This is a genomic window from Veillonella parvula (genome assembly GCF_040094895.1).
GTDB classification, from domain to species: Bacteria; Bacillota; Negativicutes; order Veillonellales; family Veillonellaceae; genus Veillonella; species Veillonella parvula_L.
Genome location: NZ_JBBNGV010000003.1, coordinates 268,305 through 294,072 on the forward strand (window position 1 = coordinate 268,305; position 25,768 = coordinate 294,072).

The 25,768-nt window shown below is 38.4% G+C and carries 30 protein-coding genes; 5 read left to right on the forward strand and 25 right to left on the reverse strand.

The genetic code is table 11. The features are described from left to right. Positions 1–68: 68 nt before the first annotated feature. Together AAAT26_RS07235 and AAAT26_RS07240 are read right to left on the reverse strand one after the other, a co-directional pair. The gene (locus tag AAAT26_RS07235) at positions 69–770 is read right to left on the reverse strand and encodes an MBL fold metallo-hydrolase (protein ID WP_227065121.1); all 702 of its coding nucleotides are present in this window, start codon (positions 768–770) and stop codon (positions 69–71) included. Between the two features lie 188 nt (positions 771–958). Next, positions 959–1,315, reverse strand: a complete 357-nt coding sequence (locus AAAT26_RS07240; RefSeq protein ID WP_004694640.1) for a winged helix-turn-helix transcriptional regulator — start codon at positions 1,313–1,315, stop codon at positions 959–961. A 440-nt stretch (positions 1,316–1,755) separates the two neighbouring features. Here AAAT26_RS07240 and ygiD point away from each other — a divergent pair, with 440 nt between their 5' ends. After that, positions 1,756–2,550, forward strand: coding sequence for a 4,5-DOPA-extradiol-dioxygenase (gene ygiD, locus AAAT26_RS07245; RefSeq protein WP_316101778.1), 795 nt, complete (start codon positions 1,756–1,758; stop codon positions 2,548–2,550). A gap of 168 nt (positions 2,551–2,718) precedes the next feature. Here ygiD and AAAT26_RS07250 read toward each other — a convergent pair whose 3' ends face one another. The 5 genes from AAAT26_RS07250 to AAAT26_RS07270 all read right to left on the reverse strand — a co-directional run bounded on the left by AAAT26_RS07250 (position 2,719) and on the right by AAAT26_RS07270 (position 7,567). Then, positions 2,719–3,261: a glutathione peroxidase gene (locus AAAT26_RS07250; protein ID WP_316101779.1), complete on the reverse strand. Its 543-nt coding sequence runs from the start codon at positions 3,259–3,261 to the stop codon at positions 2,719–2,721. A gap of 18 nt (positions 3,262–3,279) precedes the next feature. Next, the gene (locus AAAT26_RS07255; protein WP_316101780.1) at positions 3,280–4,083 is read right to left on the reverse strand and encodes a hypothetical protein; all 804 of its coding nucleotides are present in this window, start codon (positions 4,081–4,083) and stop codon (positions 3,280–3,282) included. Between the two features lie 290 nt (positions 4,084–4,373). After that, positions 4,374–5,033, reverse strand: coding sequence for a DUF542 domain-containing protein (locus AAAT26_RS07260; protein ID WP_038125660.1), 660 nt, complete (start codon positions 5,031–5,033; stop codon positions 4,374–4,376). 263 nt (positions 5,034–5,296) lie between these two features. Continuing rightward, positions 5,297–6,295 (reverse strand): phosphate acetyltransferase, encoded by a 999-nt coding sequence (gene pta / locus AAAT26_RS07265; RefSeq protein ID WP_195394707.1) that lies wholly within the window; start codon positions 6,293–6,295, stop codon positions 5,297–5,299. A 57-nt stretch (positions 6,296–6,352) separates the two neighbouring features. Then, positions 6,353–7,567: an ATP-binding protein gene (locus tag AAAT26_RS07270; RefSeq protein ID WP_195394706.1), complete on the reverse strand. Its 1,215-nt coding sequence runs from the start codon at positions 7,565–7,567 to the stop codon at positions 6,353–6,355. Between the two features lie 345 nt (positions 7,568–7,912). Between AAAT26_RS07270 and AAAT26_RS07275 the strand changes: the two genes are divergently transcribed. Then, positions 7,913–8,590: a lactate utilization protein gene (locus tag AAAT26_RS07275; RefSeq protein WP_195394705.1), complete on the forward strand. Its 678-nt coding sequence runs from the start codon at positions 7,913–7,915 to the stop codon at positions 8,588–8,590. On the opposite strand, the gene AAAT26_RS07280 is transcribed toward AAAT26_RS07275, so the two are convergent. Both AAAT26_RS07280 and AAAT26_RS07285 read right to left on the reverse strand, forming a co-directional pair. Then, positions 8,568–8,843, reverse strand: a complete 276-nt coding sequence (locus tag AAAT26_RS07280; protein ID WP_004694625.1) for a helix-turn-helix domain-containing protein — start codon at positions 8,841–8,843, stop codon at positions 8,568–8,570. The genes AAAT26_RS07275 and AAAT26_RS07280 overlap by 23 nt on opposite strands. Positions 8,844–9,338: 495 nt before the next feature. Further along, the gene (locus AAAT26_RS07285; RefSeq protein ID WP_004694624.1) at positions 9,339–10,691 is read right to left on the reverse strand and encodes an NAD(P)-dependent oxidoreductase; all 1,353 of its coding nucleotides are present in this window, start codon (positions 10,689–10,691) and stop codon (positions 9,339–9,341) included. 437 nt (positions 10,692–11,128) lie between these two features. Here AAAT26_RS07285 and AAAT26_RS07290 point away from each other — a divergent pair, with 437 nt between their 5' ends. Continuing rightward, the gene (locus AAAT26_RS07290; RefSeq protein WP_118091226.1) at positions 11,129–12,316 is read left to right on the forward strand and encodes a MalY/PatB family protein; all 1,188 of its coding nucleotides are present in this window, start codon (positions 11,129–11,131) and stop codon (positions 12,314–12,316) included. Positions 12,317–12,533: 217 nt separating this feature from the next. Here the strand turns inward: AAAT26_RS07290 and AAAT26_RS07295 are convergent, their stop codons facing one another. The 6 genes from AAAT26_RS07295 to AAAT26_RS07320 form a co-directional block, all read right to left on the reverse strand. Continuing rightward, positions 12,534–14,180 (reverse strand): DUF438 domain-containing protein, encoded by a 1,647-nt coding sequence (locus AAAT26_RS07295; RefSeq protein WP_316581397.1) that lies wholly within the window; start codon positions 14,178–14,180, stop codon positions 12,534–12,536. Positions 14,181–14,511: 331 nt separating this feature from the next. Continuing rightward, complete coding sequence (locus AAAT26_RS07300; RefSeq protein WP_123138180.1) at positions 14,512–15,141, reverse strand: superoxide dismutase; 630 nt, start codon at positions 15,139–15,141, stop codon at positions 14,512–14,514. A gap of 369 nt (positions 15,142–15,510) precedes the next feature. Next, entirely contained in the window at positions 15,511–16,050 is a 540-nt protein-coding gene (locus AAAT26_RS07305) for a cysteine hydrolase family protein (RefSeq protein WP_155085814.1), read from the reverse strand. 214 nt (positions 16,051–16,264) lie between these two features. Further along, positions 16,265–16,777, reverse strand: coding sequence for a phosphatidylglycerophosphatase A family protein (locus tag AAAT26_RS07310; protein ID WP_279008591.1), 513 nt, complete (start codon positions 16,775–16,777; stop codon positions 16,265–16,267). A 10-nt stretch (positions 16,778–16,787) separates the two neighbouring features. Further along, the gene (locus AAAT26_RS07315) at positions 16,788–17,183 is read right to left on the reverse strand and encodes a hypothetical protein (RefSeq protein WP_128114315.1); all 396 of its coding nucleotides are present in this window, start codon (positions 17,181–17,183) and stop codon (positions 16,788–16,790) included. Between the two features lie 100 nt (positions 17,184–17,283). Then, on the reverse strand, positions 17,284–17,628 hold the full coding sequence (locus AAAT26_RS07320; RefSeq protein ID WP_004698208.1) for a zinc ribbon domain-containing protein YjdM: 345 nt from the start codon (positions 17,626–17,628) through the stop codon (positions 17,284–17,286). 614 nt (positions 17,629–18,242) lie between these two features. Here AAAT26_RS07320 and AAAT26_RS09645 point away from each other — a divergent pair. Continuing rightward, positions 18,243–18,314: a putative holin-like toxin gene (locus AAAT26_RS09645; protein ID WP_219565824.1), complete on the forward strand. Its 72-nt coding sequence runs from the start codon at positions 18,243–18,245 to the stop codon at positions 18,312–18,314. Positions 18,315–18,489: 175 nt separating this feature from the next. Here AAAT26_RS09645 and AAAT26_RS07325 read toward each other — a convergent pair whose 3' ends face one another. Beyond that, positions 18,490–18,987: an ECF transporter S component gene (locus AAAT26_RS07325; RefSeq protein ID WP_119563246.1), complete on the reverse strand. Its 498-nt coding sequence runs from the start codon at positions 18,985–18,987 to the stop codon at positions 18,490–18,492. Between the two features lie 235 nt (positions 18,988–19,222). Here AAAT26_RS07325 and AAAT26_RS07330 point away from each other — a divergent pair, with 235 nt between their 5' ends. Further along, on the forward strand, positions 19,223–19,789 hold the full coding sequence (locus AAAT26_RS07330; RefSeq protein WP_004694596.1) for an NAD(P)H-dependent oxidoreductase: 567 nt from the start codon (positions 19,223–19,225) through the stop codon (positions 19,787–19,789). 136 nt (positions 19,790–19,925) lie between these two features. Here the strand turns inward: AAAT26_RS07330 and AAAT26_RS07335 are convergent, their stop codons facing one another. The 9 genes from AAAT26_RS07335 to AAAT26_RS07375 all read right to left on the reverse strand — a co-directional run bounded on the left by AAAT26_RS07335 (position 19,926) and on the right by AAAT26_RS07375 (position 25,603). Beyond that, a complete protein-coding gene (locus AAAT26_RS07335) occupies positions 19,926–20,213 on the reverse strand; it encodes a DUF2695 domain-containing protein (RefSeq protein WP_227037253.1) in 288 nt (95 codons plus the stop codon). Between the two features lie 23 nt (positions 20,214–20,236). Beyond that, on the reverse strand, positions 20,237–20,743 hold the full coding sequence (locus tag AAAT26_RS07340; RefSeq protein WP_004698303.1) for a YfbM family protein: 507 nt from the start codon (positions 20,741–20,743) through the stop codon (positions 20,237–20,239). A gap of 49 nt (positions 20,744–20,792) precedes the next feature. After that, positions 20,793–21,386 (reverse strand): hypothetical protein, encoded by a 594-nt coding sequence (locus AAAT26_RS07345; protein ID WP_227037252.1) that lies wholly within the window; start codon positions 21,384–21,386, stop codon positions 20,793–20,795. A gap of 30 nt (positions 21,387–21,416) precedes the next feature. Then, positions 21,417–22,223 (reverse strand): hypothetical protein, encoded by an 807-nt coding sequence (locus tag AAAT26_RS07350; RefSeq protein ID WP_287501462.1) that lies wholly within the window; start codon positions 22,221–22,223, stop codon positions 21,417–21,419. Positions 22,224–22,295: 72 nt separating this feature from the next. Continuing rightward, positions 22,296–22,838 carry a hypothetical protein gene (locus AAAT26_RS07355; protein WP_316581393.1) on the reverse strand — a complete coding sequence of 181 codons (543 nt, stop codon included), beginning with the start codon at positions 22,836–22,838 and terminating at the stop codon, positions 22,296–22,298. A gap of 37 nt (positions 22,839–22,875) precedes the next feature. Then, positions 22,876–23,382: a hypothetical protein gene (locus tag AAAT26_RS07360; RefSeq protein WP_039965197.1), complete on the reverse strand. Its 507-nt coding sequence runs from the start codon at positions 23,380–23,382 to the stop codon at positions 22,876–22,878. A 71-nt stretch (positions 23,383–23,453) separates the two neighbouring features. Next, a complete protein-coding gene (locus AAAT26_RS07365) occupies positions 23,454–23,885 on the reverse strand; it encodes a hypothetical protein (RefSeq protein ID WP_004694583.1) in 432 nt (143 codons plus the stop codon). Positions 23,886–23,905: 20 nt separating this feature from the next. Continuing rightward, entirely contained in the window at positions 23,906–24,721 is an 816-nt protein-coding gene (locus AAAT26_RS07370) for a DUF2262 domain-containing protein (protein WP_316581392.1), read from the reverse strand. A 51-nt stretch (positions 24,722–24,772) separates the two neighbouring features. Continuing rightward, positions 24,773–25,603 carry a DUF6630 family protein gene (locus tag AAAT26_RS07375; RefSeq protein ID WP_349209046.1) on the reverse strand — a complete coding sequence of 277 codons (831 nt, stop codon included), beginning with the start codon at positions 25,601–25,603 and terminating at the stop codon, positions 24,773–24,775. Positions 25,604–25,768 lie beyond the last annotated feature (165 nt).

A 25,768-nucleotide genomic window follows, 5' to 3' on the forward strand; every position in this document is an offset into this window, starting at 1 on the left:
CATATAGACTGTTCCTGTATAACGTAGTGACCTCGAGGTCTACGGACTTTCACACTTATATCTACAATCTAAAATGTAGCCTCATCGCCATCTTTTTGAGGTTCCCAAATCGGCACCTCCCCAAAGAGAGCTTTAAAGTACACAGACGGTGTCCATAATGGACCATTCAAATGCATTGGAATAAAGGCTTTATTCACCTGTACACGGCGCAAAAATTCAATACTGCCCCACTCCATAGCGTCTTCCAAACGATTATCTACAGGGAACATCGCTACATCTACGGACAAGCCCTCTAATTCCTTGAACTCACGCCAAGCCATACGCTTTGCATCGGCATTATTTTCTGGCGTATCACCAAGCCAATGCCACCAATTAAGGTCGCCTGCATGGAAGATAGAGTCAGAGTCGATATTCACCGTATTTGTCTTTATGTAAAAAGAACCACCTTCATCGGTGCTGCCATACATATGGATGCCTACATCATCTAATAGTGCATCTTGACCAGGGCGCATGGTAATACATTTTTTTACTTTGCCCTCTAACGGCACATCTTGATGGCAAATATAGCGCGTTTGAGGACCATCAAATTCCGTAATGGATGGGTTAAAGTGATCTCCATGAGTGTGACTTACGAAGAACCAAAGTTCACGACCTCGTTTAGCCAACTGCCAAACAATATTATTAGGATCCTTATAATAATCAAATACATAGCAACGCTTACCATCCTCTACAAGGAATCCGCTATGCGCTAAAAAAGTAACATGTAACATTATTATCAATACCTCTGATTTATTGAGAATTTATATCATTCGTATTTTTTATTATACCATATTTTTCTAAATGCATGGCATAAACAAATGGCTATTCATGACACATATAAAGGACTTTTTTTAAGACTTATCAAATATATAGTGCCCCATATGTATCATAATAAGGGCAGAAATGCCGCTGGCATTTCTTAGATGCGGCCAGCGGCTTTCATATAGTCGATATATTGGTTACCCCAGTTTTCAAGGGAAGCTAATACAGTTTTAAAACCAGCTCCCACTTCGGTAAGGCTATATTCAACCTTTGGTGGAATGGTTCCATATACTTCACGATGTACAAGGCCGTCATCTTCCATTTGGCGCAACGCTCTTGTAAGTGTAGCTTGTGTAATTGGATGTAATCTCCGCTCTAGTTCACGGAAGCGCACAGGACCTTCAGATAATTCATGCATAATCAACAAAGACCATTTACCAGCCAATAACTTTTGGCTCGTTGCAAAAGGACACCGCCCCACTAAATCATGAACATTTACAAGTTGCTCTGCCATTGTCATTCTCCTTATATATCTAGCTTAAGTAGCTTGTTATAACAAAATTAACATCTATAACTAAGCTACTCTTTATAGCTACACTACAATTTCTATTTCGGTATTAGAAATATTTCCACTTAATGTAGTTCAAATCATATCACAATTTTTTAGAATTGCAAGTATTTTATAGTATCATTTTTTAGGGTACAAAAATTTTTGAAAATTTTTTAATCAGTAAATATCACAATTCTATTATATTTGATAGTACCTATCTCAAATAATTCTACTATTCAAAATATTTGCACCAATATATAATAAACTTACTAACTAAATACAATTATCGGTTGGTGAATCAATAACTATTAGATTTAGTCATCAACATTTATAGCTAAACAATTGTATCAATTTTACAGCATTAAACAGATTACACATTATCAATTGAAGGATTAGGTGATATTATGAAACGCATGCCTACACTATTCGTCGGTCACGGCAGCCCTATGATGGCTTTAGAACATACAGAAACAACCAACACATTTCAAACTATTGGTAAAAATATAATCAAAGAATATGGCACACCAAAGGCCATACTTGCCATCTCCGCCCACTGGTATACCGATGGTACCTATATCCAAAGCGCAGAGAATCCAAAGCAAATTTACGATATGTATGGATTCCCTCAAGAACTCTACGAAGTAGTATATCCTGCAAAGGGTGATAGCAATTTAACGAAAGAAGTACAAAAATTACTGGGTAACTCCGTTTCTATAAATGACACTTGGGGCATCGATCACGGCATGTGGACCGTGTTAGTTCACATATTCCCTGATGCATCGATTCCCGTTGTCCAACTATCTATCAACAAACACCTAAGCCCAAAAGAAGCCTATCAACTAGGCGTAAAGCTTCAGTCATTACGCGATGAAGGCTATCTTATCATGGGCAGCGGTAATATCGTTCATAATCTAAGACGCATAGAATGGGATAGTCCATCCGGAACCTCTGCCACAATTGAGTTTGACCAATACATTTCTAAGGCAGTCTTAGAAAACGATATAGATGCTATTGTTAATTACACTCGACACCCTCAGGCTAGCTACGCAGCACCTACACCAGATCACTACTTACCACTAATTTATATTATGGGTGCTAGTAAAAGTGCAAAACCGACTGTATTTAATCAAACCTATAGTTTGGGCTCCCTATCGATGACGGGATTTATCTTTGAGGATGAGCCTCAAAACATACTTTAAGCCCATAAAGATACCAAAAAATCTCCTAGGAAATTTTTATTTCCTATTCACATAATAACCTTACATTACTATATATAAACAAATATATATATTTATTTATTATATACGCAAAAGAACCGCTAGGTACAAAAACTAGCGGTTCTTTTCTTTACCATACTAATGACTCTACTAAATGAGTTTTTTAATGAAAGCTTCCATTTCTATCGGTTTTACAACAGGCTCGAAGCGCCCTACCACATTACCTTTACGATCTATAACAAACTTAGTAAAATTCCACTTTACCTCATCGTCCTTTAAATAATTAGGATCAATACCATTGAGATAATCTGTAAGCATTTCAGTTTTATCACTAGGTGGGAAACCTTGGAACGGTTGTTCTCGTATCATGTATTTAAAAAGGTCTAAGGCACTTTCATCGCGTACATCTGCTTTCCCCATAACTGTAAAAGTGACACCGTAATTCAATTTGCAGAAGGATTGGATTTCGTTATTAGAACCAGGTTCTTCCTCTCCAAATTGATTGGAAGGAACCGCAATAATTTCTAATCCTTGCTCTTTATATTGCTTATAAAGAGCCTCTAATCCCTCATATTGGTGAGTAAATCCACATTTACTTGCCGTATTAACAATGATAAGAACCTTACCCTCATAAGTTTGTAAGGATTGTAATTCCCCAGACTTAGTGGGCAGGGAAAATTGATATACAGACATGGAATCTCCTAATTTAAATTAAAAATCTCTATTATATTTATAACGCACATCATAATCAAAGGCAGCTGTTCTATCAGCCGCAGTTTTCTGCCATTCTGTAGGTGCCGTACCATCCTTATCAAGGAAGAATCCCGAGTCAAGATAGCGAATAATAATATAGTTAGAGTCCTTTTGATCAAAACCATTACCGCGGGAGAAATCGATACCATGACCAGTATTGCGTGTTACAATAGCTTCCAACAAAGGCAACGTAATGGCATTCAACGTGATTTTCATATCACATTTGTCGAAAATCTTTTTGAAGAAGGAACTAGGTTTTTCTTCTTTATACACTAGTAGTTTACTAATTGTACCATTAGAGGCACATACTACGCGACGGATTTCATTAATAGGGATATCTACCTTACCATTCGAGATAACACCATTTTTAATGGTGATTTCTCGTTTACCCATGTAGGAGTAATCTAGTGGTAATTGAAGAGTGTCTAAATTTGCAGGAAAGTCCGCTGTCAATTTATGGCGAGCAAAAGCAGCAATGATTGCTTTGGTTTCACGAATATTATGACCAGCATTAGATTCTGTACGGTCAGTATCTAAATCTTGACCTTCTATATTTTTCCAATTATGGTCTCTAAATATAATCGAATAGTTACTATTTGAATTTAAATATCTTGTAAGATGAAGCTCATTTACATCATCAAAATCAATGTCAGTTATGACTTGTCCATTCGAATCTTTACAGAGTACACCATTGTAACTAACCGTCAATATACGATCCGTACTTTCAAAAACAACAGGATTTGTGTCGAATACAGAAATCATAGCCCTCTCCTTTTCACGACTCTAAACACAATTACACTTGTACATATCAAGTGCATTTACTCAAGCATTGATTAAATATATTAATCAAATATAATTAATTCAATCATACACCTTCTATATGTATTTACGCAAATCGCATATTTCACCATAATATAGCTACAAACTAATATAGCTACAAACTCATAATTTTTAAGAAGACAAAAGACACCAACCATTCGATTGGTGTCTTTACTACATACAAAGAGCCATTTTGTAATAGCTCCTTGTCATTATACAGATGATATTATAATCTATTTCATGTCAAACAAAACAGAATTTTCTAAGAAAATATGTTCATGCAGGCCTTCTTCTAAGGCTTTCATGGTCTTAAATACATAGACATAAGTAGCACAGCCATCTGCTGGTGCTGTGTACTGGTTGGTCAATGCACTTAAGGATTCCAAAAGTACACCTGCAGCTTCGTGTTCAGCCCGAAGTTCATCAAAGTCTATTGGTTTACCCGATTTAAACTCAGGAAAGTCTACATGTTCTTCATGCCGGAAATGAGGTACAAGAGCGGATTTGAGTTGCAAAAAGGTTTGATAAATCTTTGTCAATTCCTCACCATGATGGTCATAATGTACATTTAGTAGTTTTGCCAGTCCTTGGTCAATTTCATCAATCATATTCAATTGTTCTCGATGATAGGTATGAACGATGTAGTCAATCAATTGGTCTTTAGAATAACTAAGCACCTCTGCACGAGAAGATTTCTGAGCAACTTGTACATCATTTAACATAGCAATGTATGCATCCACATCTTTACCTATTTCTGCAATAGCCTCTGCTAAAGGATGTCCACCACCACAGCAAAAATCAATTCCATCTTTTGCTAATACATCCATTAACTCTGGATTTACTTTAACCGCATCAGCTACGGTCATGGATTTATTAATAGTTTCAAAACTCATAAGATACACCTCCAATGGTTTACGCCGATCTATATTCTTATAGTTATACTATACGATCAACCATGGATTCTGTCTGTCGCAGTGGCTACGAATTTGAAAGTAACATGACAACAATGGTAATGCTGTAGAAAATAACATAAAGTAATGAATATAAAAATACATAGATATATATTGAACATACAAAAAGCTGGCCCCATAGAGCCAGCTTTCAGCATATCAAAATATATATGACATATGTTTATATATAATTGTGTGAGTAACTATTAGATGCTTTCAATAGCAGCGATAGCGGCAACGTCTACAACGTCTTGAGCGGAGCAACCACGGGAAAGGTCATGAACTGGATTAGCCAAACCTTGAATCAATGGGCCAAGAGCATCAGCGCCGGAGAAGCGTTGTACCAATTTGTAACCGATGTTAGCAGCTTGAAGATCAGGGAAAATCAAGATATTAGCTTTACCAGCTACGTTGGAGCCAGGAGCTTTCTTTTCTGCTACGGAAGGAACGATGGAAGCGTCCAATTGTAATTCGCCGTCGAATTTAAAGTCAACATTGCGTTCTTTCAAGATGTTAACAGCTTCAACCACTTTATCTACTTCAGGAGTGGAAGCAGAACCTTTTGTGGAGAAGGACAACATGGATACGCGAGGATCAGCCATGCCAACAACTTTGCGAGCTTTTTCTACAGTGGATTCTGCAATATCAGCCAATTGTTCGCTAGTTGGATTAGGCAATACGCCGCAGTCAGAGAATACTAGCATACCGTCGTCGCCATATTCTTTTTTGCTTGTGAACATGAACATGGAAGAAGATACAGTTTTAAGACCTGGTTTAGTACCTACAACTTGCAATGCAGCGCGCAATACGTTTGCTGTTGGGCAAGCGGAACCAGCAACCATGCCATCTACTGCGCCAAGGCGAACAAGCATAGCGCCGAAGAACAAGCAATCGCCTTTCATAGTTGCGTCAGCTTTTTCAGGAGTCATACCTTTTTTAGCGCGCAATTCTACGAATGTATCAACCATTTCTTGGTAACGATCGTAGTTAGCAGGATCGATGATTTCAGCACCTTCGATGGATACACCAACAGCTTTAGCAGCTTCAGCGATTTCAGCAGGATTACCAACGAGTACAGGTGTTACAAAACCTTCTTTCAAAATAATTTCAGTTGCTTTCAATACGCGTTCATCTTTGTATTCTGGCAACACGATTTTTTTACCTAATGGTTTTACTTGGTCTTTTAATTTTTGAATTAAATCCACGATTTTTGCCTCCTTAACATTGGCTTTACGCCATATCAATACTATTATTATAGCAAGTTAACGACTCTCTAACAACCATTCTAAAACATTTCGTTGTTGAATTCCGTCGTAGTTGGCATTTTTATTTAGTTCATCTAAGGTGAGCAAAAACTTAGAGTATTGGTCTTGTACCGCCTCAAGCGGTGCTAGTTCTCGGTTCAAAGTATTAGAGTCAAGTACGGTCTCACTAACTTGATAATATTCGGTAATCCCCCCTTTTTGTGCTACAAAATCTATTTCACCCTTAGCCAGTTGCCCTACATATACGGTGTATCCTCGTCTAATGAGCTCTAGAAAAACGATATTTTCTAGTATATGACCTGTATCACGACTCGCATTCCCAACTAGCAAATTTCGTAATGTTACATCAACACTATAATACTTTGCATTGATACGTAGTAATTCTTTACCTCGTACGTCATAGCGATTTACCTTATATAACAACAAGCTATCCTGTAATCCTTGTAAATACCGTTCTACAGTTTTATTATCGATTTTTCGACCTGCACTAACGAGAGAGTTGGCTATTTTATTTGGTGAAAGTAAACTACCAACATTCGCCATAATATACCGCACTATATCTTGTAAAATTGTGACATCATTAATTTTCAATCGAGCCACAACATCATGCAATAACAAAGTATTATATAATCCACGTAAATATTCTTGAATATCAAAGTCTTCGCCCCCTAATTGCTGAGTATAAGGGAAGGAACTTTCACGAAGATAGGCCTCATAGGCAGGAATCAAAGAATACTGATTACCCTCATACTTGCTATGGTAAAACTCACTGAAAGACAATGGCAACATCTGAATTTCCACATATCGTCCAGTCAATAATGTGGCGATATCAGAAGACATAAAGTATGCATTGGAGCCCGTAATATATAAATCTGTGTTCTCTTTTACAAACAAGCTATCTACGACACGATGAAATTGATCTACATGCTGAATTTCATCAAGAAAAATATAATTCGTTTCATTAGGCTGCATACGTTCTAAAATATATTGATACAACGCATGGTAATCTCGCAAATGCTCGTATTCCAATTCTTCAAAATTAATGGAAATAATCTGTTCAGGCTTCACGTTATCTGCCAATAACTCATCTTTAAACAGCCTAAACAATGTAGATTTACCACAACGGCGTATGCCTGAAACGACCTTAATAATAGGCCGCTCTCGATTACGCCGTAAAAAATCTAGATATCCTTGGCGCTGAATTAACTTCATAAGGGCCTCCTCATCTATGTACCTTCTCATAGATGGAACCCATATATTAGTAATATTAGATATCATATCACTTACCTAATAAATTTGGATTCCATTCCAACTTCATATTAATTTTATCATAAAGTTGGATTTCACTCCAAATTTTTATTATTTTAAGCATAAAATTGGATTAGATTCCTAAAGTTTTACTTTAAATTTAAACATACAGCACTTCAATTAATGTTTATCTATGAACTACATACCAATAATTGAACTCTTTACACATAATACGCTACAATAATAAAAACAAAATACGGATAGCCAAATGCCAATTTATATTCCTTATACACCCATTTAGGAGGTCTTATGGCAAATACAGAGACAACGATCAACGCTGTTATACATCCAAAATACAATGACACACCTATAGACATAGAGAAAACAATTAAAGCCTTGGAACGCAATAATTTTGTAGTCCATTATTTCGAAACAGGTACTGAAGCTATTTCCTATTTAAAAGGTCGTATTCAAAACAAACATGTAGCCATTGGGGACTCTCGCACGTTACTAAAACTCAACGCTTATGAAGCCCTATCCGAAGTCAACAAAGATGTAACGGATATCCAACGTCCCCTTCCTGGTGAAAGCTTCCGCGACACCGCATTGCGCACCATGGGACGTGATGTATTTCTCACCTCAGTCAATGCTCTTGCTCAAACGGGGGAAATGATCAATATTGATGGTACGGGTAATCGTGTTGCCGCCTCACTCTTTGGCTCTCAGGAGGTATTTTTTGTGCTAGGCATCAACAAAATTACGCCGGATTTAGCTTCCGCCATCTATCGTGCACGCAATGTAGCCGCTCCGCTCAACAGTAAAAAGAATAAAAAGAGCTCTCTCAATCCATGTGCTAGATTAGAAGAAAAATGCTATGACTGTGGTTCTCCCGACCGCATATGTAATGCATTAACGATTTACTATAAAAAGATGCGCAATATGCAATCCATGGAAGTCATCATCATTAATGAATCTTTAGGCTTCTAATGGTTTGCGGCCCATTCAAAAAATCTTGTATATTCATTTCTCCAAGTCCATACACGACTCTGTAAATTGTGGACCACCGAGGATCTACGGCACCACTTTCAAGGTCACTAATATAAGATTGGGCTAAACCAGATTTATCTGCCAATTGATATTGAGTCATTCCCAATTGTCTGCGCCAAAGTAAAATCAATACACCAAGCTTGTGAACTTCTTGTCGAACTTGTAGATCTTGACAACATACGATAGGATTCATGCCAACCTCTATCTACTTTCTCCCTCAACACATATTTATGCCTTTACTATAAATCTGGGCTCAATCATTTCCTAGTAGTGGTTGAAAAGCGATAACACAAAAGCCTTAACAAAAACTAATGTGTAAATCATTTTAGTTAAGGCTTTTGTACTATGCAGATTTCATTGCGTAGGATTTCATCATTTCGTGGAATTTTAGTATATATAAAAGTTATTATCATTAAAAATACAGATAGTAAATCAAAAATACAGGTATTATCTATATATTGCAATTCTTATACAGTATTCATACATTATGCATACACTTGATTTATAAAATTACCTGGCGCTATTTAGCACTATTAATACTACAAGAAGACTATACGATATATAGTAAATGCGATATATAGTAAATACGCAATATTGTTAAAATACATTTAGGAATAATAAGTCTATTCATAATACAAAAGGACTATACAGTTCAACTGTATAGTCCTTTCTATGTATTTATATAAAATTATTGATTTGCACTTTCTTGTGCTTTTTTGATTTCCATGTATTTAACCATGCCATCTACAGCTTTTTTAGCTTCACGCATAGCCAATACTACAGTAGCAGGTTTATGAACAACGTCACCACCTGCAAATACGCCTTCGCGACTAGTCATGCCATATGGATCTTCAGATGTAATAATATAACCTTTTTCATCTACTTTTAGGTTATTACCTTCACCTACAAGACGAGCATTTGGTTTATGACCTGCAGCGATAATGATTTTATCAACAGGCATGACTTGGAAATTACCAGTGCCATGGATACCTGCACCATCTTCGTTAAGCGCCATCACTTCGTATTTAAAGCCTTCAACCTTATCTGTACCTTCTACGCCTACTGGAGAAGCGAACCATTGGAATTGAACGCCTTCAGCACGGGCCTCTTCGTATTCAGACAACAAGGCTGGCATTTGTTCTTGGCTACGACGATATGCTACTGTTACCGCTTCGCAGCCTAAACGTACGCATGTACGAGCCGCATCCATCGCTACGTTACCACCGCCGATGATGATAACACGGTCACCTTTTTTTACAGGAATTTGATTTTCATCAAGTTCCCCATTTTCTACCAATTGTACATTCGTCAACAAGTACATTGCTTGGAATACACCAGGTACTTCATCGTTTTCCATGCGCACGTCTTGAGGAATATGCGTACCAGTACCGATGAAGATAGAATCATATCCTTCAGCAAAGAGATCGTCCAAAGTTTTATCTTGGCCGATAAATGTATTGCATACGAACTTAACGCCTAACCCTTCAAGACGAGCGATCTCACGACGTACAACGGCTTTAGACAAGCGGAATTCCGGAATACCAAATAAGAGTACGCCCCCTGGTTCAGATTGACCTTCAAATACGGTTACTTCATAACCGAGTTTAGCCACATCACCTGCTACGGACAAACCTGCAGGACCAGACCCTACTACCGCTACCTTACCAAGATCTTGTTTAATCTTCTTAGGTTTGCGAAGTTCATTGATGCTTTCAAAGTCAGCAGCGAAGCGTTCCAATTTACCAATGTTAATAGGCGGTTTTTTCGCCTTATTCATGATACAGTTGCCTTCGCATTGATTTTCTCGTGGGCACACGCGACCGCAGATAGACGGTAAATTTGTTCGTTCCGCCAAGATATCATTAGCTTCACCAAAATTACCACGTGCGATAGCTTGGATGAAACGAGGTATTTCGTTTTCAATAGGACAGCCCATACGGCACAATGGCTTTGGACAATTTAAACAACGTTTCGCCTCTGCGAGCGCTTCCTCCATCGTATAATCCGCATCAAAATGTAGTGGTTTTAATTCGTTACTCATGGCACATGCCTCCTAACAAGGATCCAGTACTATACTTACAGCGTTGCATGCACCCAAGCATTCCGATGAGCCCTCTCACATAGGGACGCCGCCACATGCTGCTAACATTTATCTTTTGTAACCATTCGATAGACGTGTGGTCACTGGTCAGACTCACACTATTCTATAGTATATTCTAAATTGTGAAAGTCCCAACAGTCAAGCAAATATAGCACCTTTTGTATACGAATATAGCCCCTATTCATGCAAGGATTGCATAGATTTTATACAAGTCCATTTACATATAATAGGATGCATGTATACTGATAATAGATACAGTAATAAGAATTATAGATACACCTTACGAAATAGAAATATCTATTTCGTAATTGAATATATACATACATATAAGAATTAAAGATATAAAAGCCAAGGTATATCCTTATATGAGGTTTCTTATGAACACAGCAGAATTCACTAGCAAATACTATATAGACCGCCGCGGTTCTCATTCCCGCAAATGGGACGGTGAGCATTTAAAATTCAGTCGTACCGACCTATTACCACTATGGGTAGCCGATATGGACTTTATGCCACCTCAGTGCATTCAAGAGGCCATTTGCAACTATGTCAAAGCCAATCCGTTAGGTTATACCATGACAAATCCGAATTATATAGAGGCCGTCATAAATTGGTACAAACGGCATCACAACTGCAGCATTGAACAGGACTGGCTCACCAGTGCCCCCAATGTCATTACCGGTATTATGTGGTGTATCGGGGCTTTCACAAAACCAAACGATTCCATCGCCGTTCTAAGTCCTGTATACGGCGCCTTTAATACGAGCGCTAGCGATGCACAACGTCAAATCATCGCTGTTCCTATGATGCGTAATAAAGATAATCGCTACACCGTGGATTACGATGCATTTGAAAATGCTATCACCGAGCACGATGTGAAGCTGTTCATTCACTGCAACCCACACAACCCTGTGGGCCATGTGTGGACGGAAGAGGAGATGGTCCGATTATTTGGCATCTGTAAGCGCCACCATGTGCTCATCATAAGCGACGAAATCCATCAAGACCTTATTACAGGCCCAACAGCCTTTACATCATCCTTAACCGTAAAGAGCGGAGCCTATACAGATAACATGATTGCCATGTCCTCTCTGTCCAAGTCTTTTAATATGGCTAGCTTGCACCACGCAGAGGTTATCATTCCTACTGAAAAGCTACGAATCCAATTCAACGCCTATAAAGCTCATGTATACCATACGGACTCAAACGTTATTGCCGAAACTGCCATCACAGCAGCCTATACCCATCCAGAGTCCGAAGCATGGTTAACAGATGTACTGGTCATCGTTCGTGAAAACTATGAATATCTGTGCCGAGAGCTTTGTACGGCATTACCAAAAATCCGCATCAGTCCTATGGATGGCACCTATTTAGCGTGGATTGACTTTAGTGCCTATGTAAAGTCCGAAGATATGCACGACCTATTTGAAAACAAATGCCGCCTTGCACCAAGCTTTGGCGAATGGTTCGGAGGCGAGGACTACGCAACCTTTGTACGTCTGAACTTAGCTACAAGCTTCGAAAATATAAAAATCGCTACCCACAGCATTATTAGAAATATTTAACATATCAGCCATATTAAGCATAGTAATTGTATCTAATCATACTATCCCCTACACAACCTTAGTACATACAGGAATATATGTGCGGTAAGCTATAAGGCATACAAAAAGGCTGCTCTACCATCAAATCGTGTAGAGCAGCCTTTTTTCTATATATGTCTTACTTTTCTATATATGTCTCATATATGTTACCTATTCAGGTTACCACATATATAGGGTCTTATTTAGTTCTAGCAAAATGATCTTTTGCAAATTGCATGTCTTGTACGAGTTCCAATGTACCAATATAGTTATTGTTTTGGTCACGAACAGCCATGTAATTAACATAGAAAGGACGGCCTTGCTTTTCAAGCCATACTGCTACATTATCGCGATCACCTTTACGGAAGGAATCAATGATACCACGTACTATTGGTTCTACCTTTGGTGGATGGCAGGAATACACATCGCGACCGATAGCTGTCGTAGGGCGTTTGAAGACCTTTTCACCATCGTTGAAGTAACGGTTAATGTCTTCGTGATCAACGAAGGTTACTTCCATTGGCATTGTATTAAGCATGGCATTTAATTGATCCACAGTCAAGGTACCACCGATTAGAGCAATGGTATTATCATCGCCACTTGCTTTTGTTGTTTGTGTTGCTAATGCGGTTTCAGCCTCTGTCCAAGCAGTGCGTTTTACCCCAAAGATTTCTTCATATTGCGCTGTATCTTTGTAGATTTGGTACCACTCTTCAGTGCTGAAGTTTTCTGCACAGATCGGGAACAAAATATTTTGTTCTTTATAGATCATTTCTTGCGCACGTGTAAGAAGCTCATCAAAACGTCTATACCAATCATCTACGCTTTGGCTAGACTTAGCTAAATCACCTAGTTGGTCCCGAATATCACCATCAACAGTCCACATAACCATAGATGGACCAGAAATATCATAGGCTACTTTCAAATGCGGATACAAAAGGTCACCCTTCTTAGCATAGTGAACAGATACTTGACGCACTGCATTTACATCATCAACGGTTGCCGTTTTATCTGCCACTTTAGGTCGAATGGATTCAATTAACGCATCAAGAGCCTTGTTTTCTTCTGTTAATTGATGGAGTGGATGTCCTACAGTTTCAATTAAGGACACCACACTTTTACTCTTTTCTTGAGCCTCTAACACAGCCTCAACCTTAGCATGTTCTGACTCCATTTGTTCATGAATGGTAGAACCGTGGAACAAGGCGGAGTGAAGGTCACATAATTGTTGCACCTCAGCTAACGGTGTACCTTCACGCATAAGGCCTTGCTCAGCTTTCATGATTTCACTAGCCTCAACATGGGCAAATTGACTAGCAAAATCTTCACGAACGGCACCAAGCTCTTCGCCTGTACCTAACCGTTTCAGGAATCCTTTAAGTTGCTCTACACGTTCGCTATCTTGAACAGCATCTTCAGCCTTAGCTTCGGAATTTTCTTCCGTGTTAGCTTTCGCTGTAGTAGATGCTGCTGCATTTGTTTCTACTGCATTTGCTGCAACTGTACTAGAAGCTACCTTAGCAGATGCATCCGTAACATTAGACTTTGTAGCCGCTTCAGTAGGTGCCACGCCAGGATGACCCGCAGATTCCGCATCATCACCCGATAAGTTTGGCATGTCACCTTCTAAGGTAAAACCAGCTTTCATAAAAGCACCCACGATATCAATCATGGATACACCTTTCATCTTAGCCCCTTTTGGGATAGTCATGATTTTGCCAACAGAATTCAACATCACCTTATTTGTGATTTCGCTGAATCCTAATTCCTTCATAATATCTGTTACTTCAGGATATTCTTTTACCAAATCATATACAGATTTGGATAAATCTAATTTCTTTTCCATTTTGTTCCCCTCGTGTCAAAATCTTTATAATATACTTACTGATATTAATGAGCCCCTATACGTAAAAATCTCGTATACAAGGCTATCGATTTACTGTGAAAGGTCTATATATAATGACCTATGGTTCTATGATAAACGATATCGATTAGAAAATCTGTATCCGTGGCTATACTTTTGAAAGTTATTTATAAGATGAAATAACAGTAATAAAACACCGGATAATCGATCATGTAGACCAACTATCCGGTATTTACGTTACATTATATTATATTATTATGCCTGTTTCTGTTTCTGTTTCTGTTTCTGTTTCTGTTTCTAGCAAGTATACCCCTTAATCATGATGTGGTTTCAATGCTTTTTCGTAGTTTTCAGAAACTTTGTCCCAGTTAATAACGCGGAAGAATTCCTTGATATAGTCTGGGCGACGGTTTTGGTAGTGCAAGTAGTATGCATGTTCCCAAACGTCTAAGCATAGAATTGCTGTTTTACCTTCCAATATAGGATTATCTTGGTTTGCAGAGGATGTCACTTCTAACTTGCCATCTTTATTAACTACAAGCCAAGCCCAACCAGAGCCAAAACGTGTAGCTGCTGCAGTAGAGAAGCTTTCAACAAACGCATCGTAGCCACCAAGTTCAGCGTCAATAGCCTCTTTCAAAGGACCTTGCAATTTAGAAGTATCTGGTTTTGTCATAATTTCCCAGAACATAGTGTGGTTCTTGTGACCACCACCATTATTGATAACTGCTTGACGGATATCTTCTGGCACATTAGCAATATCGCCGAGAATGCAGTCTACACAACCATACGCAAGATCCGGATATTTCGCGATGGCCGCGTTCAAATTATTAACATACGCTTGGTGATGCTTGTCATGATGCAATTTCATTGTTTCAGCGTCGATAACAGGCTCAAGGTAATCATAAGCATACGGTAATGGTGCGAGTTCGAAAGGTTTCATAGTAGTCCTCCTTAAATTTAGGGCATAGAACAATGCTAACTATTTCGTATCATCGTTCTTGTGAAAGCGATTCGATGCACCTGCATCGGTAGTATAGAATCAATCTACTAGCATAGCATATATACTTCAAGAAGAGACGTATTATCCTAACTTCAACCAGAAGTTAAGATATACTTTTCAGCCAATAAATTGATATGAATTATCATTCTTTATCTAATTGTACACATTATATAGAAAAACGTCAATATAAAAGGCTAACATAAAAAGGCCATGGGAACTCCCACAGCCTTTCATTAGTTGATTGTTATGTGACTTTTGCTGAGCAATAACACATAGTTCTACATAAAAACATATACAGATATATACAAATTATTCAACAATGCACTGACACATTTTCATCGTTGTTAATGCCGCTTGATGGGACTCCTCTGTTACGCCAGCACAACAGCTCGAATCAATGTGAATAGGAATCTCTGGCAAGCCTGCTTTCAACATAATCGCATTGGAAACAACGCAAATATCTGTGCATAATCCGATGAGCGTAATAGACTCAATAGGATTTACCCTATCCATGCCCTCTAACCGAGTGAGCAGCTCAAAAGAAGCAAAGTTTGGTTTATCTACAAATGATACAGGGCTCATAATTGATCGACCTTCTGCAGCCTCAATCAAGCCATCCACAATATGCCAGCCCTCGGTATTTTTAACGCAATGTGGCACTGGTAAAAGCTTTCCTTCTTGGTGTTCCAAGTAATCTCTATCATGCGTGTCACGCGTAAAGATGATAGGACCATCAAAGCTTTCAATTTTCTTACGCACATTATCTACGATTAACTGTGCTTGCGATGAACCAAGGGCACCATCTACAAAATCATTTTGCATATCGATTACTACCAGAACCTTTTGCATAGCTCCTCCTGTATATAGGCTACAAAACAAAGTACTTATTTCCAATCAATATTATTTATACTCTTTATTCTTTATAACATCAATAGTATCTACCAACTCTATACATTGTTATCAAGTTGTTATCAAAGTATCATCAAGTTATTGTGAAAGTGTTATTAATGAGTCATCGAAGCCCACCTCATACTTTATCGACAAGTAGATATATGACGGACTTCTATTCTTCTGCTATAGCATGTTGCACGCGATTTGGTTCATTATGTGCCAATTTTCCTGCCGCTGCTGCCGCTACAGCACCTACCAAATCATCGAGGAATGTATTACAATGCCCGCCCTCTTCACTATCCAGCTTTTTGATGATACCTGGCTTCACCTTGTCTAAATAGCCATAGTTTGTAAAGCCAATGGACCCATATAAATTAACGATGGAAAAGGCTAAAATTTCATCAATACCATATAAACTTTCATCATTAGCCACTATGCGTTGCAATGGCTGAGATAATTTATTCTGCTCCGTTAACTTATCAAGCTCTACACCCGTAATAATCGCATTATGCACCTCTCGTTTAGATAGTACAGAAGCCACACTTGTGCGACACTCTTCTAGTTTTAAATTCGGCATATACGGTTTTTGTACGTAAAAAACAAGCTCTGCAATGTCATCTAATGTGACACCACGCTCAGCGAGAAGATCATAAGTATATTTCTCTAAATCTTTCGTAGTTTCCATAAGCCCTCCTTTATCGTTTCTTAGAATTAGTATCAGGTAGCATGACAATACTAACGGGAATCGTTACAACAAGCGCTTCATCAGTATCAACATGTTTAGTATTCCAAGCCGCTTCTTTAGCAGCCTCCTCAAAGATAGAATACGCTTCACGATCTAGTTTCCAATTATTAGGACCTGCTTCAACAGCTACAATATTACCCTTATCATCCGTCTTAACCTCTATAGGAACGATTAATGTTCCATCTGCACTCGTTTCAAAAGCCTCTGGTGGAATGATCACGTTATAAGAAATCTGTTGTTGCAATTCATAATTACGCTTGTCCGCAGGCTTTATATCTGCAGCTATAGAACTAATAGGACTCATTGCAGACACTAATAAAGCCAACAATATAACACGGTTAAACATAGTTTCCTCTCATCTAAATACTCTCATACTATATGCATTATAAGTTGATTATACCACGAAAAAATCCCTACCGAATTTTTATCGGTAGGGATTTCTTAGATTAGATTTTCTTAACCATTTCAGATTTCAATGCCATCGCACCGAAGCCATCGATTTTACAATCGATATCGTGACCATCGCTTGCATCGGTGATGAGGCGAATATTTTTTACGCGCGTACCTTGTTTTAATACTCCAGCGCCTTTTACTTTGAGGTCTTTTACAACAACAACTGTGTCGCCATCAGCGAGCTCATTGCCGTTAGCATCGCGAATAATACCTGCTTCAGCTGCAGCTTGCGCATCGGCCGCTGTCCATTCGTTGCCACACATAGGGCAGATAAACATATGACCGTCTTCGTATGTGTACTCGTCGCCACACTTAGGGCAGTTAGGTAAATTTGCCATTTAGATCTCCTTTTTTCACTACATAATGAAAGTATTATACCATACCTTAGAAACCGGGCTCCATATTGATATGATGATCATTGACTCCAGATTGACGATATACGCCAATCTCATTATAATGTAATAAAGAGATAGTCGACGAGTGGTTCCGCCAGGCTCATCCCAAAACATTATAAAGCATGCAAAAATGGCCTTTCGTTTTCAGCTACCAGTTGGTAACGAAGGGCTATTTGTCGTTATTACGACAAATCAGCACTATCAATGCTCCAAAGGAAATAACGACAGTTAAGATCCCGAGGACAATCATAATGACTTCATAAGCATTCATAGGCTTTCACCCCCTTCAAAGAAAAAGGGTGGCCCAACCTCGTTCGACTATCTTAAGTTCATTATAAACCGAACTTATGTTCTATGCAATAAAAAATCTATTAATAAATATTAGTCTATTTATAACTAACAAAGGGAGACTCTTGATAGAGTCTCCCTTTTATTCGTGTACAAGTTGTACGAAATTAATCCGTGTTTTTCAATCAATAATTTCTGCTATATACTAATAACGAAAGAGCCATTAACGTGAGTTAGGTTCATCTCCGTCTTTTGAGGGAGGTGACATTATGACTGTATACGAAGCATTATCATTAATGATTTTATTCGCTACCCTCGTAGTGTTAATTCTTAAGAAATAATCAATATATTGATTATAAAATAAGATAAACCTAACGTTTAAGACTAAGTACGGCAATACTTAGACACGTTAGGTTTATCAAATTCCAATTTGTTTGATGAGCCTAACGCCTAGAACACGTTAACTGGCTCTTTTGTACTTATAGTATAGTCTGAATTCTAAAGACTGTCAATTTACTATCCAAGTCGTTTACGCAATATCGCATAGAGTATCATGCTAATAATGACACTCATAACGGCTTGAATGGCGTTCGTCAATATACTAGCAATGGCTACGCCCGGATCAAATACAAAATATTCGGCGATAAAGTAGCCTGCTACGATGATAATACCACCTAGGATAGTTGCCGCTAAGGCAGAGGTAGTTGTCTTATTTTTATAGACAGTACCGACAAGATAGCCTTCAAGTCCTTTCACCACGAAGGTGATGGGTACAAAGACTACATAGCCGAGAAATAAATCAGCTAGCGCCGGGCCGATAGCACCAATATAGGCGCCATATTTTCGACCTAATAATAGAGCTGACGTCATAATAACGACATCTCCTACATTGAAATAACCGCGAATGCCAGGTACTGGAATTTTCGTGTACATGGTAAACAATGTTGCGAGGGCAATCAATACGGCTGTGAGTACTAACGCAGACGTAGTACTGCGGGTTTGAACGTGTTGCATAGCGTCCTCCTTATAAAGAAAAATAGACATGCGATAAAATACATCGCATATCTATACTATATACCTTTATAACAACACCCGCAAACAGAAGGAATTAACAATACACTCTTTCCAACATTTATCGTTATTTACGTTTGGAATAGGTGCTCTTCACTAGACTTTAACTTAATATAGATACCATTTTACTATACAGATTCTTTCAACCTGACGATGATTAAATAGAAAGGAACTAGCCATGAATATTTTAATCATTTACACCTATCCTAATCATCAAAGTTTTAATGACGCTATTCTGAAAGTAGTGCAACAGAATCTTTCAAAAGACCACAATGTGAACACCTTGGATTTATATGAGGAGCAGTTCGATCCTATATTGCGATTTGATGACACGCACAAACGTCGAGATTTAAGCACTGTGCCGGACATGGAAAAGTATCGCAACTTAATTACTTGGGCAGACCATTTCATCTTTATCTACCCAATTTGGTGGAGCGGTATGCCGGCAATGCTCAAAGGCTTTATCGATCGCGTGTTTACAGCGGGCTTTGCCTATTCATACGGAAAACGAGGGCTTATAGGTCATTTACAGGGAAAATCCGCCTGGATCATCACCACCCACAATACTCCCGCCTTTTTGACGCCGTTTATTCAGGACTATGGCAAGGTGTTAAAAAATCAAGTTCTGAAATCCTGTGGCATTAAACCGGTTACACATACCCAGTTGGCGGGCACAGAAAACAGCTCGGACGAAAAACGCCGGCGCTTCTTAGACAAAATCGCTAATATCGCCGGCAGTATTTAACATTTCTAGTATACTATGATTTTTTACCAAAGATTACTTGGTTACCAAAATCACAAATAAATTTACATTAGACTGCTTACAGTTTGCTCTAAGTCAAAAACAAGCTGTATACGAAAACCTCCCAATTACATAGATATTACTCTTCAAATCTCTCTTCTACATTGTAGAGAACCTCGCAGTCACAACCGCCACCTTCGTTGACGATCCAGTCTAATACGATTTCTACATCTACCTTTTGTTTTTCCAAGAATTCTCTAGTGAAAGTCAAACTATGATCGCAACCGTCATTTTCCTCTAATTTCTCGTCTACATAATCAAAGAGATTCCAAAACAACTCTTCATCCATAGGTAAACTATCTTTAAACGATTGTCTCTGCTTATCTGCATATGATTTTAACAATTCCTTTTTACGTGCTTTATCCATAATAATAATTTCCTTTTATGAACTTAGCAAATCGATACAAGCACGTTCCCATTAGCGTCTAGTACTTGTTTGTAGAAACGTTTCATTTGCTCGAAATCATGAAGAAGTTCGTCTTTGATTTCCTCCTCTTCCTCATCGTAATCCCAAATATCTGGATATAGCTCAGCCTCTTTGCAAGCTGCCATATCAAAAGATTCAAGAGCCTCTTCCATATCAAACTGCTCTAGAGCCGCCACGATATCTGCTAACTTATCGTGTTCCGTATACGCTAAGTAATCCGATAGTTCTTCAACAGCTGTTATGCCAAGCACAGCTTGGCTAAGAGGATTCTTATCGTCCTTATGGTCAGTGCCTACGCCAGTTAGCACAAAGTGAAGTACATCCCACATCTTATCGATATCAAGCAATAATTCATCATCGTCATTCCACTCTTCAACGCTTTCAAGAATTTCCTCTTCTTCTGAGCCCATGGCTTTAATTTCTTTTAAATTCGCATCGCTTAAACAGCTATAATTTGCAATTAGTCCCATAATCTAAAATCTCCATAAACACTTAACAATCTATAATTCCCTTAGATATTTATGACTCTATCTCTGTCAATAATTCTAGCAAAATAGCCTCTTGCTCGTTATTTTTATCTAATAATAGCCTACCTAGTAAAAGCACTTGCAGTGAGTAGTAATAAAAGCTAAAGAATAAATCATCAGGGAATACGTCTTCTTCCTCATATCTAAGAACATCTTCGTCTTCATCGTATTCTTCAGACCAAAGATATTCTTCGTTGAGCATATCCTCAAAACACGGTAGAGGATCAGCATGTTCCAGTAGAAGACCATCTCGGATACACTCAGCAATCACAGAAAATAGGTCTACCAATTGTTCTGCTAAATACTGAGCTACTTTATTCTGAGTTCTCTCTTCCTGGGCTTTCTTAAAAATACGAAACAAGAAAATCATGGCAAATGGTGTAGCATGCCACAACGTCGATTGATGCTCAATATTCTGTGCTAGCTCTTCACCAGCCGCATTAATAGTTTCTATACTTTCCATATTCCACAATACATCAAGCTCTGTAGGAAAGTCTGTAGCACGGCCATAGGTTGTGGTTAACCGGTGCCACGGTATATCACTGACTTGTACAGTTTCTATATATATTTGAGTGGCTACATCCATCACATCTACTCCCTCTTATTGACACAGTAATTATTGATGAACAATGTCTTTCACCAATTCATACGTTTCTATAAGGCGAAGTCTACCTATTCTTGGCTCATCTGTAATCTCCTCATAGATATCCTCTAGCGTTCCCGCTGGTGCTAGTTTCCATAGTTTGCACGGATATAGTTCAACGGTCCCAATAATTTCCAAATTATTCAGTAACAAACCTAAATCCTTATGGTTAAACCAGCAATCTGTATCGATACCGAAATTTGTATTATCTTTCCGGCAGGCAATTTTGCTGTTTAGAAACTGTTCCATTGTAGGTTTTTCTTTTTGTAAAAGCCGCGTACAAGCTAAATGGTACTCAATTTTCCGCGGTGATTGATCCACCTCAGAAACAAAAATAGTACCATACTCGTTTTCAAATTTAACAGCTAATACGTCGCCCACCTTAAAATAAGGTTCTCTCTTTGTTTTAGATTTACGAACCTTAAGCGGCTTTGGATTTTTGCTCTGTAGCTGCAGGGCTAACTTATCTAATACCTTTTGACGCTGTTTAAGGGCCTTACTATCGATGTCTAGCCAAAACTCATGAGGGCCCTTAGCAATTACGTTTAATGCCTTCTCTTTAACGTCATCTGGCAGATGCCCTATCTTCCACAGCGAATAGGCCACAGCAGTCCAATAAATTTCTGTGTAAAACTCATCAGTACAAAAATTTTCTTCCTCACCTAAGATTTCAGAAATTATAGTATCGACACTGATACCATCCTTGTACCGCTCAACAATAGCATTATAAATATCATGACCGTCATCGCTGTCTATGATCTTTACTCCATCAATTGCCATACGATTCTCCTATTACAACACAAAACCTCTTGAAACACTCTTTTATTGCTGATTATTTTCCCATTTTACATATTAAAAGAATAGACCTTCATAAGGCGTAATACTACCATCTTCTTCATGGTAAAAGCCTTGGTATACAGGTTCTCGATGTGCCGCATCGTAAAACTTTTGCAGTACAGCAGCCAAGTTTGCTTCAGAAGGCATGCCTAGCGCCTTAACAACTGTTTCCCATTCGTCCATTTCTGTATAAGATGTAATTTGAGCATATCGCTCCTTAGCATACGATTCAAGAATTCCTACATCCGTATATTGGCTAGAGTCACAATAGTCATGCCAGCAAATGCTATACACCAATAAACAAATTAAATCGTCTATACTTTCAGCTATGCGACCGCATTCACCTTCGCTACTCATATATCCAATTGATCCATCCTCTAGTTGATGATATTCACCGCCTGCACCATCACGAGCAAAGGCTACTCCATCCACGGAAAAGGTACATCGCCCCTCTACCTCATCACGTTTTGTAGGTTCATCAAGCAGAAAGAAATCAAATAGTGCATCAAAATCTGCTGCCAAGTTAGAATCTTCATGTAATATTTTTAAATAATCCATATTGTTACCTCTTATAGATTCGTCTATTCTCTCTATTTCATCTCTTATTTTCTCGTAATTCTAACAACGCAGAAACCTCGCTCATACTGAGATTAAACATGTTGCTTTCTAAATCAATAGGTACAAAATAATAACAAACTATATCTGCACCAAACTCATCTTCTAGCTTTAGCCATTCTGTCCCTGAAAGCACGGTAAATCCGAGCGTATCATCGCCAAGGCTTTCAGCAAACCAGCGCACCTCATAATCAGGTTTAACGAAGTCGTTGAAATATTTGATAGTCACATCCCGGTCTTTCTCATCACCATAGGGAATTAGCAATTTTTTATTGCCCTTTTGTAGTACAATATCGTCACCATACTGCTTTCCATTGCTAACGGTTTGAATGTCGATAGGCTCATCCATCATGTCATTAAAATAGTTCACCACACCTTCGTCATCCTCGCGCCAGTCAATCCAGATGATAGCTTCGGAATCAAATAAATCATCTAAATCCATATCATGACTAAAGAAATCTTTGACTAATTTATACATATCTTCCATAGTCTCTCTCCTGCATATCACTTATATTTTTAGGTAGAATACAACACCAGTATCACCACTTTAAAACAACTCTATAAGGTTTCGTATATCACATCTTGTTGAGCCGTAAAGTTTTCATCAAAAGGAACCAAAACATATAGATGTCCTGCTGGGGATTCTCCCACATCATAGCCTAGTGCAAATGCATCGTAACAACCTGATTTATCCAGCATTATATCCGTTAGCGTTAGTACAACAGACTCTTCTTGCGGTATTCCCTTTTGTATGAGCCCCTTCGCCAGTTGGTCTAATTCATCTAATTGAACATATAATTGCTCCCATATTAATAGTGAAAGTACATCATCTTCAGTATAACCGGTACAACTAATATTAAGTTTTTTAAAGGCTTGTCCTTCATTCTTTAAACGATTAATGCCCAATCGGCGAGATACAAAGTAAACGCCATACGGTTCCTCAGACCAGCTTTCAACATTCCATAATGTCATTAATTCCGATTTTCTCATTAGGACTCTCCATTAATTGGTTATCCTGCAATATCTGCATCAACAGGGGTCCCATCCGCATCAATATGAGCTATGATACAGTGCCCCCAGAAAATATCATCATCGTCATAATAGACCTCTATGGAGCCATCGTTACGAAACGCCAATTCGCTTATCGTAATACGCTTGGCAAATACGTCTGATGTAATCGGATCTTGGTCATCATTGTCGAGCCAATCATTAGCAAGGTCTAGCAATTTTTCACTAATATAGGTACTAATTCGTTGTTCAAATGCTTTGAAATTATCGATTGTATTGAAAGCAGCCAATGCTACGGTGCAGCTTTCATCAGAGCCCTCATCCACATCAAGGGTGAATGCATAATCATCAATTCTGGCTGTGTAATATTGATACTCTCGATTTAAAAGGAAGTCACCCCTGTCGGTATGAAGGTATTTAGGGGTTTTCAAATACGTCGACAACGCCTCTAACTCACTATGTTTAGCATGCTCCTCTAACACCTCAAGCACATAATAGCGATTATTCCAAGAAGGACGCATATAACCCAAGTCCTCTATAGGTTTTGCTTTCTTAACCAACAATTTGTAAACGCCATGGGGCTCAAAACTATACCCCCAACCATTATCAAAACCTTCAATAATCCACGTCAAAATGCCTTCGCTACGGTCAAGCACGCCAGTTCGAGTATCTAAGATAGCATCGGTAGACACTAGTGGTCTATGGTACTTCTCTAAATAAGGACTAGCCCCATTCGCATCACTGCGCGGCAATGCATAGATTTCAAACTCTTCCGGCTCAAACTCTGCTTCATATTCTGGTAGACGTACAATACTCATATGACTCTCTCCTACATTATAATCACGCTACTCATCATAATTTCTGTTATATCATGAGCGTTCAGCTACATCGATTCTATGTAATAATTCTTTCGCTAGTGCTTGGGCTGTTTTGAATTCCTCATATGAAAGCACCATGATCACAAAGCTATCGGTTCCAATATCCATGCCTGCTAACGTATAGTTTTCCCATTTAGAATTAAGATCAGCACACCAGTCCATAATAACTTGATCTTCATCTAATGCTGATAGGTCAATAGTTAGATCTTCGCCGGTATCTAAAGACTTGTTACGTATTAATTTCTGTACATTATAAATAAAATCCTCTAATTCACATTTACAGCTTAACTCTACGGCATACCCTTTAGAGACTAGTTTCTCATAGAGGTTCCACCAGCTATCTTCTAATTCTTCCATGGAACGTAACTTAGCCTTGGTCATAAACGATTTAGCTTGTTTAGCATCGCCTAGCAACAACGTTGCTAACTCTGTAAATGTCAGTTTCATCTGATCGATATCTAGATACGCTGCTTCTACACACAAACTACAATCAGGTACTCTGCGTTTTTTCACAAAGGCCCGCATCATCTTCACTGCATCAGGATAACTTACATCAGCCATACGATACGTCTTACCATCTATGTCTAAGAATATATCTACTGCATCTGGTGTTTTTCCTACACGCGCTTTCATCGCAGTGCAACCATCGATGGCATGAGGTGGATACAATTCTATATACATGAAAAATCCATCATGCATAGCCTTTAGGGTATTATCTATTCCTACTATATTAAAACCATTTCGATTATAATCAGGGCACCTCAAACGCCATTCTTCGTAATCATCAAATAGTTTTTCTTGAATCCAATTGTAAATACTCATATAGACTCTCCACTATACACTGTTGCTTCCATATAATGTTTAACTGAATATGTAACTAAATATGTAACTGAATATATATCTTAATTATATCATTATTAAGGAATACTTATCATAAAACTTATGTTTAATTAGCATATGAATAATTTCCGATAAAAGCAGGTTTTC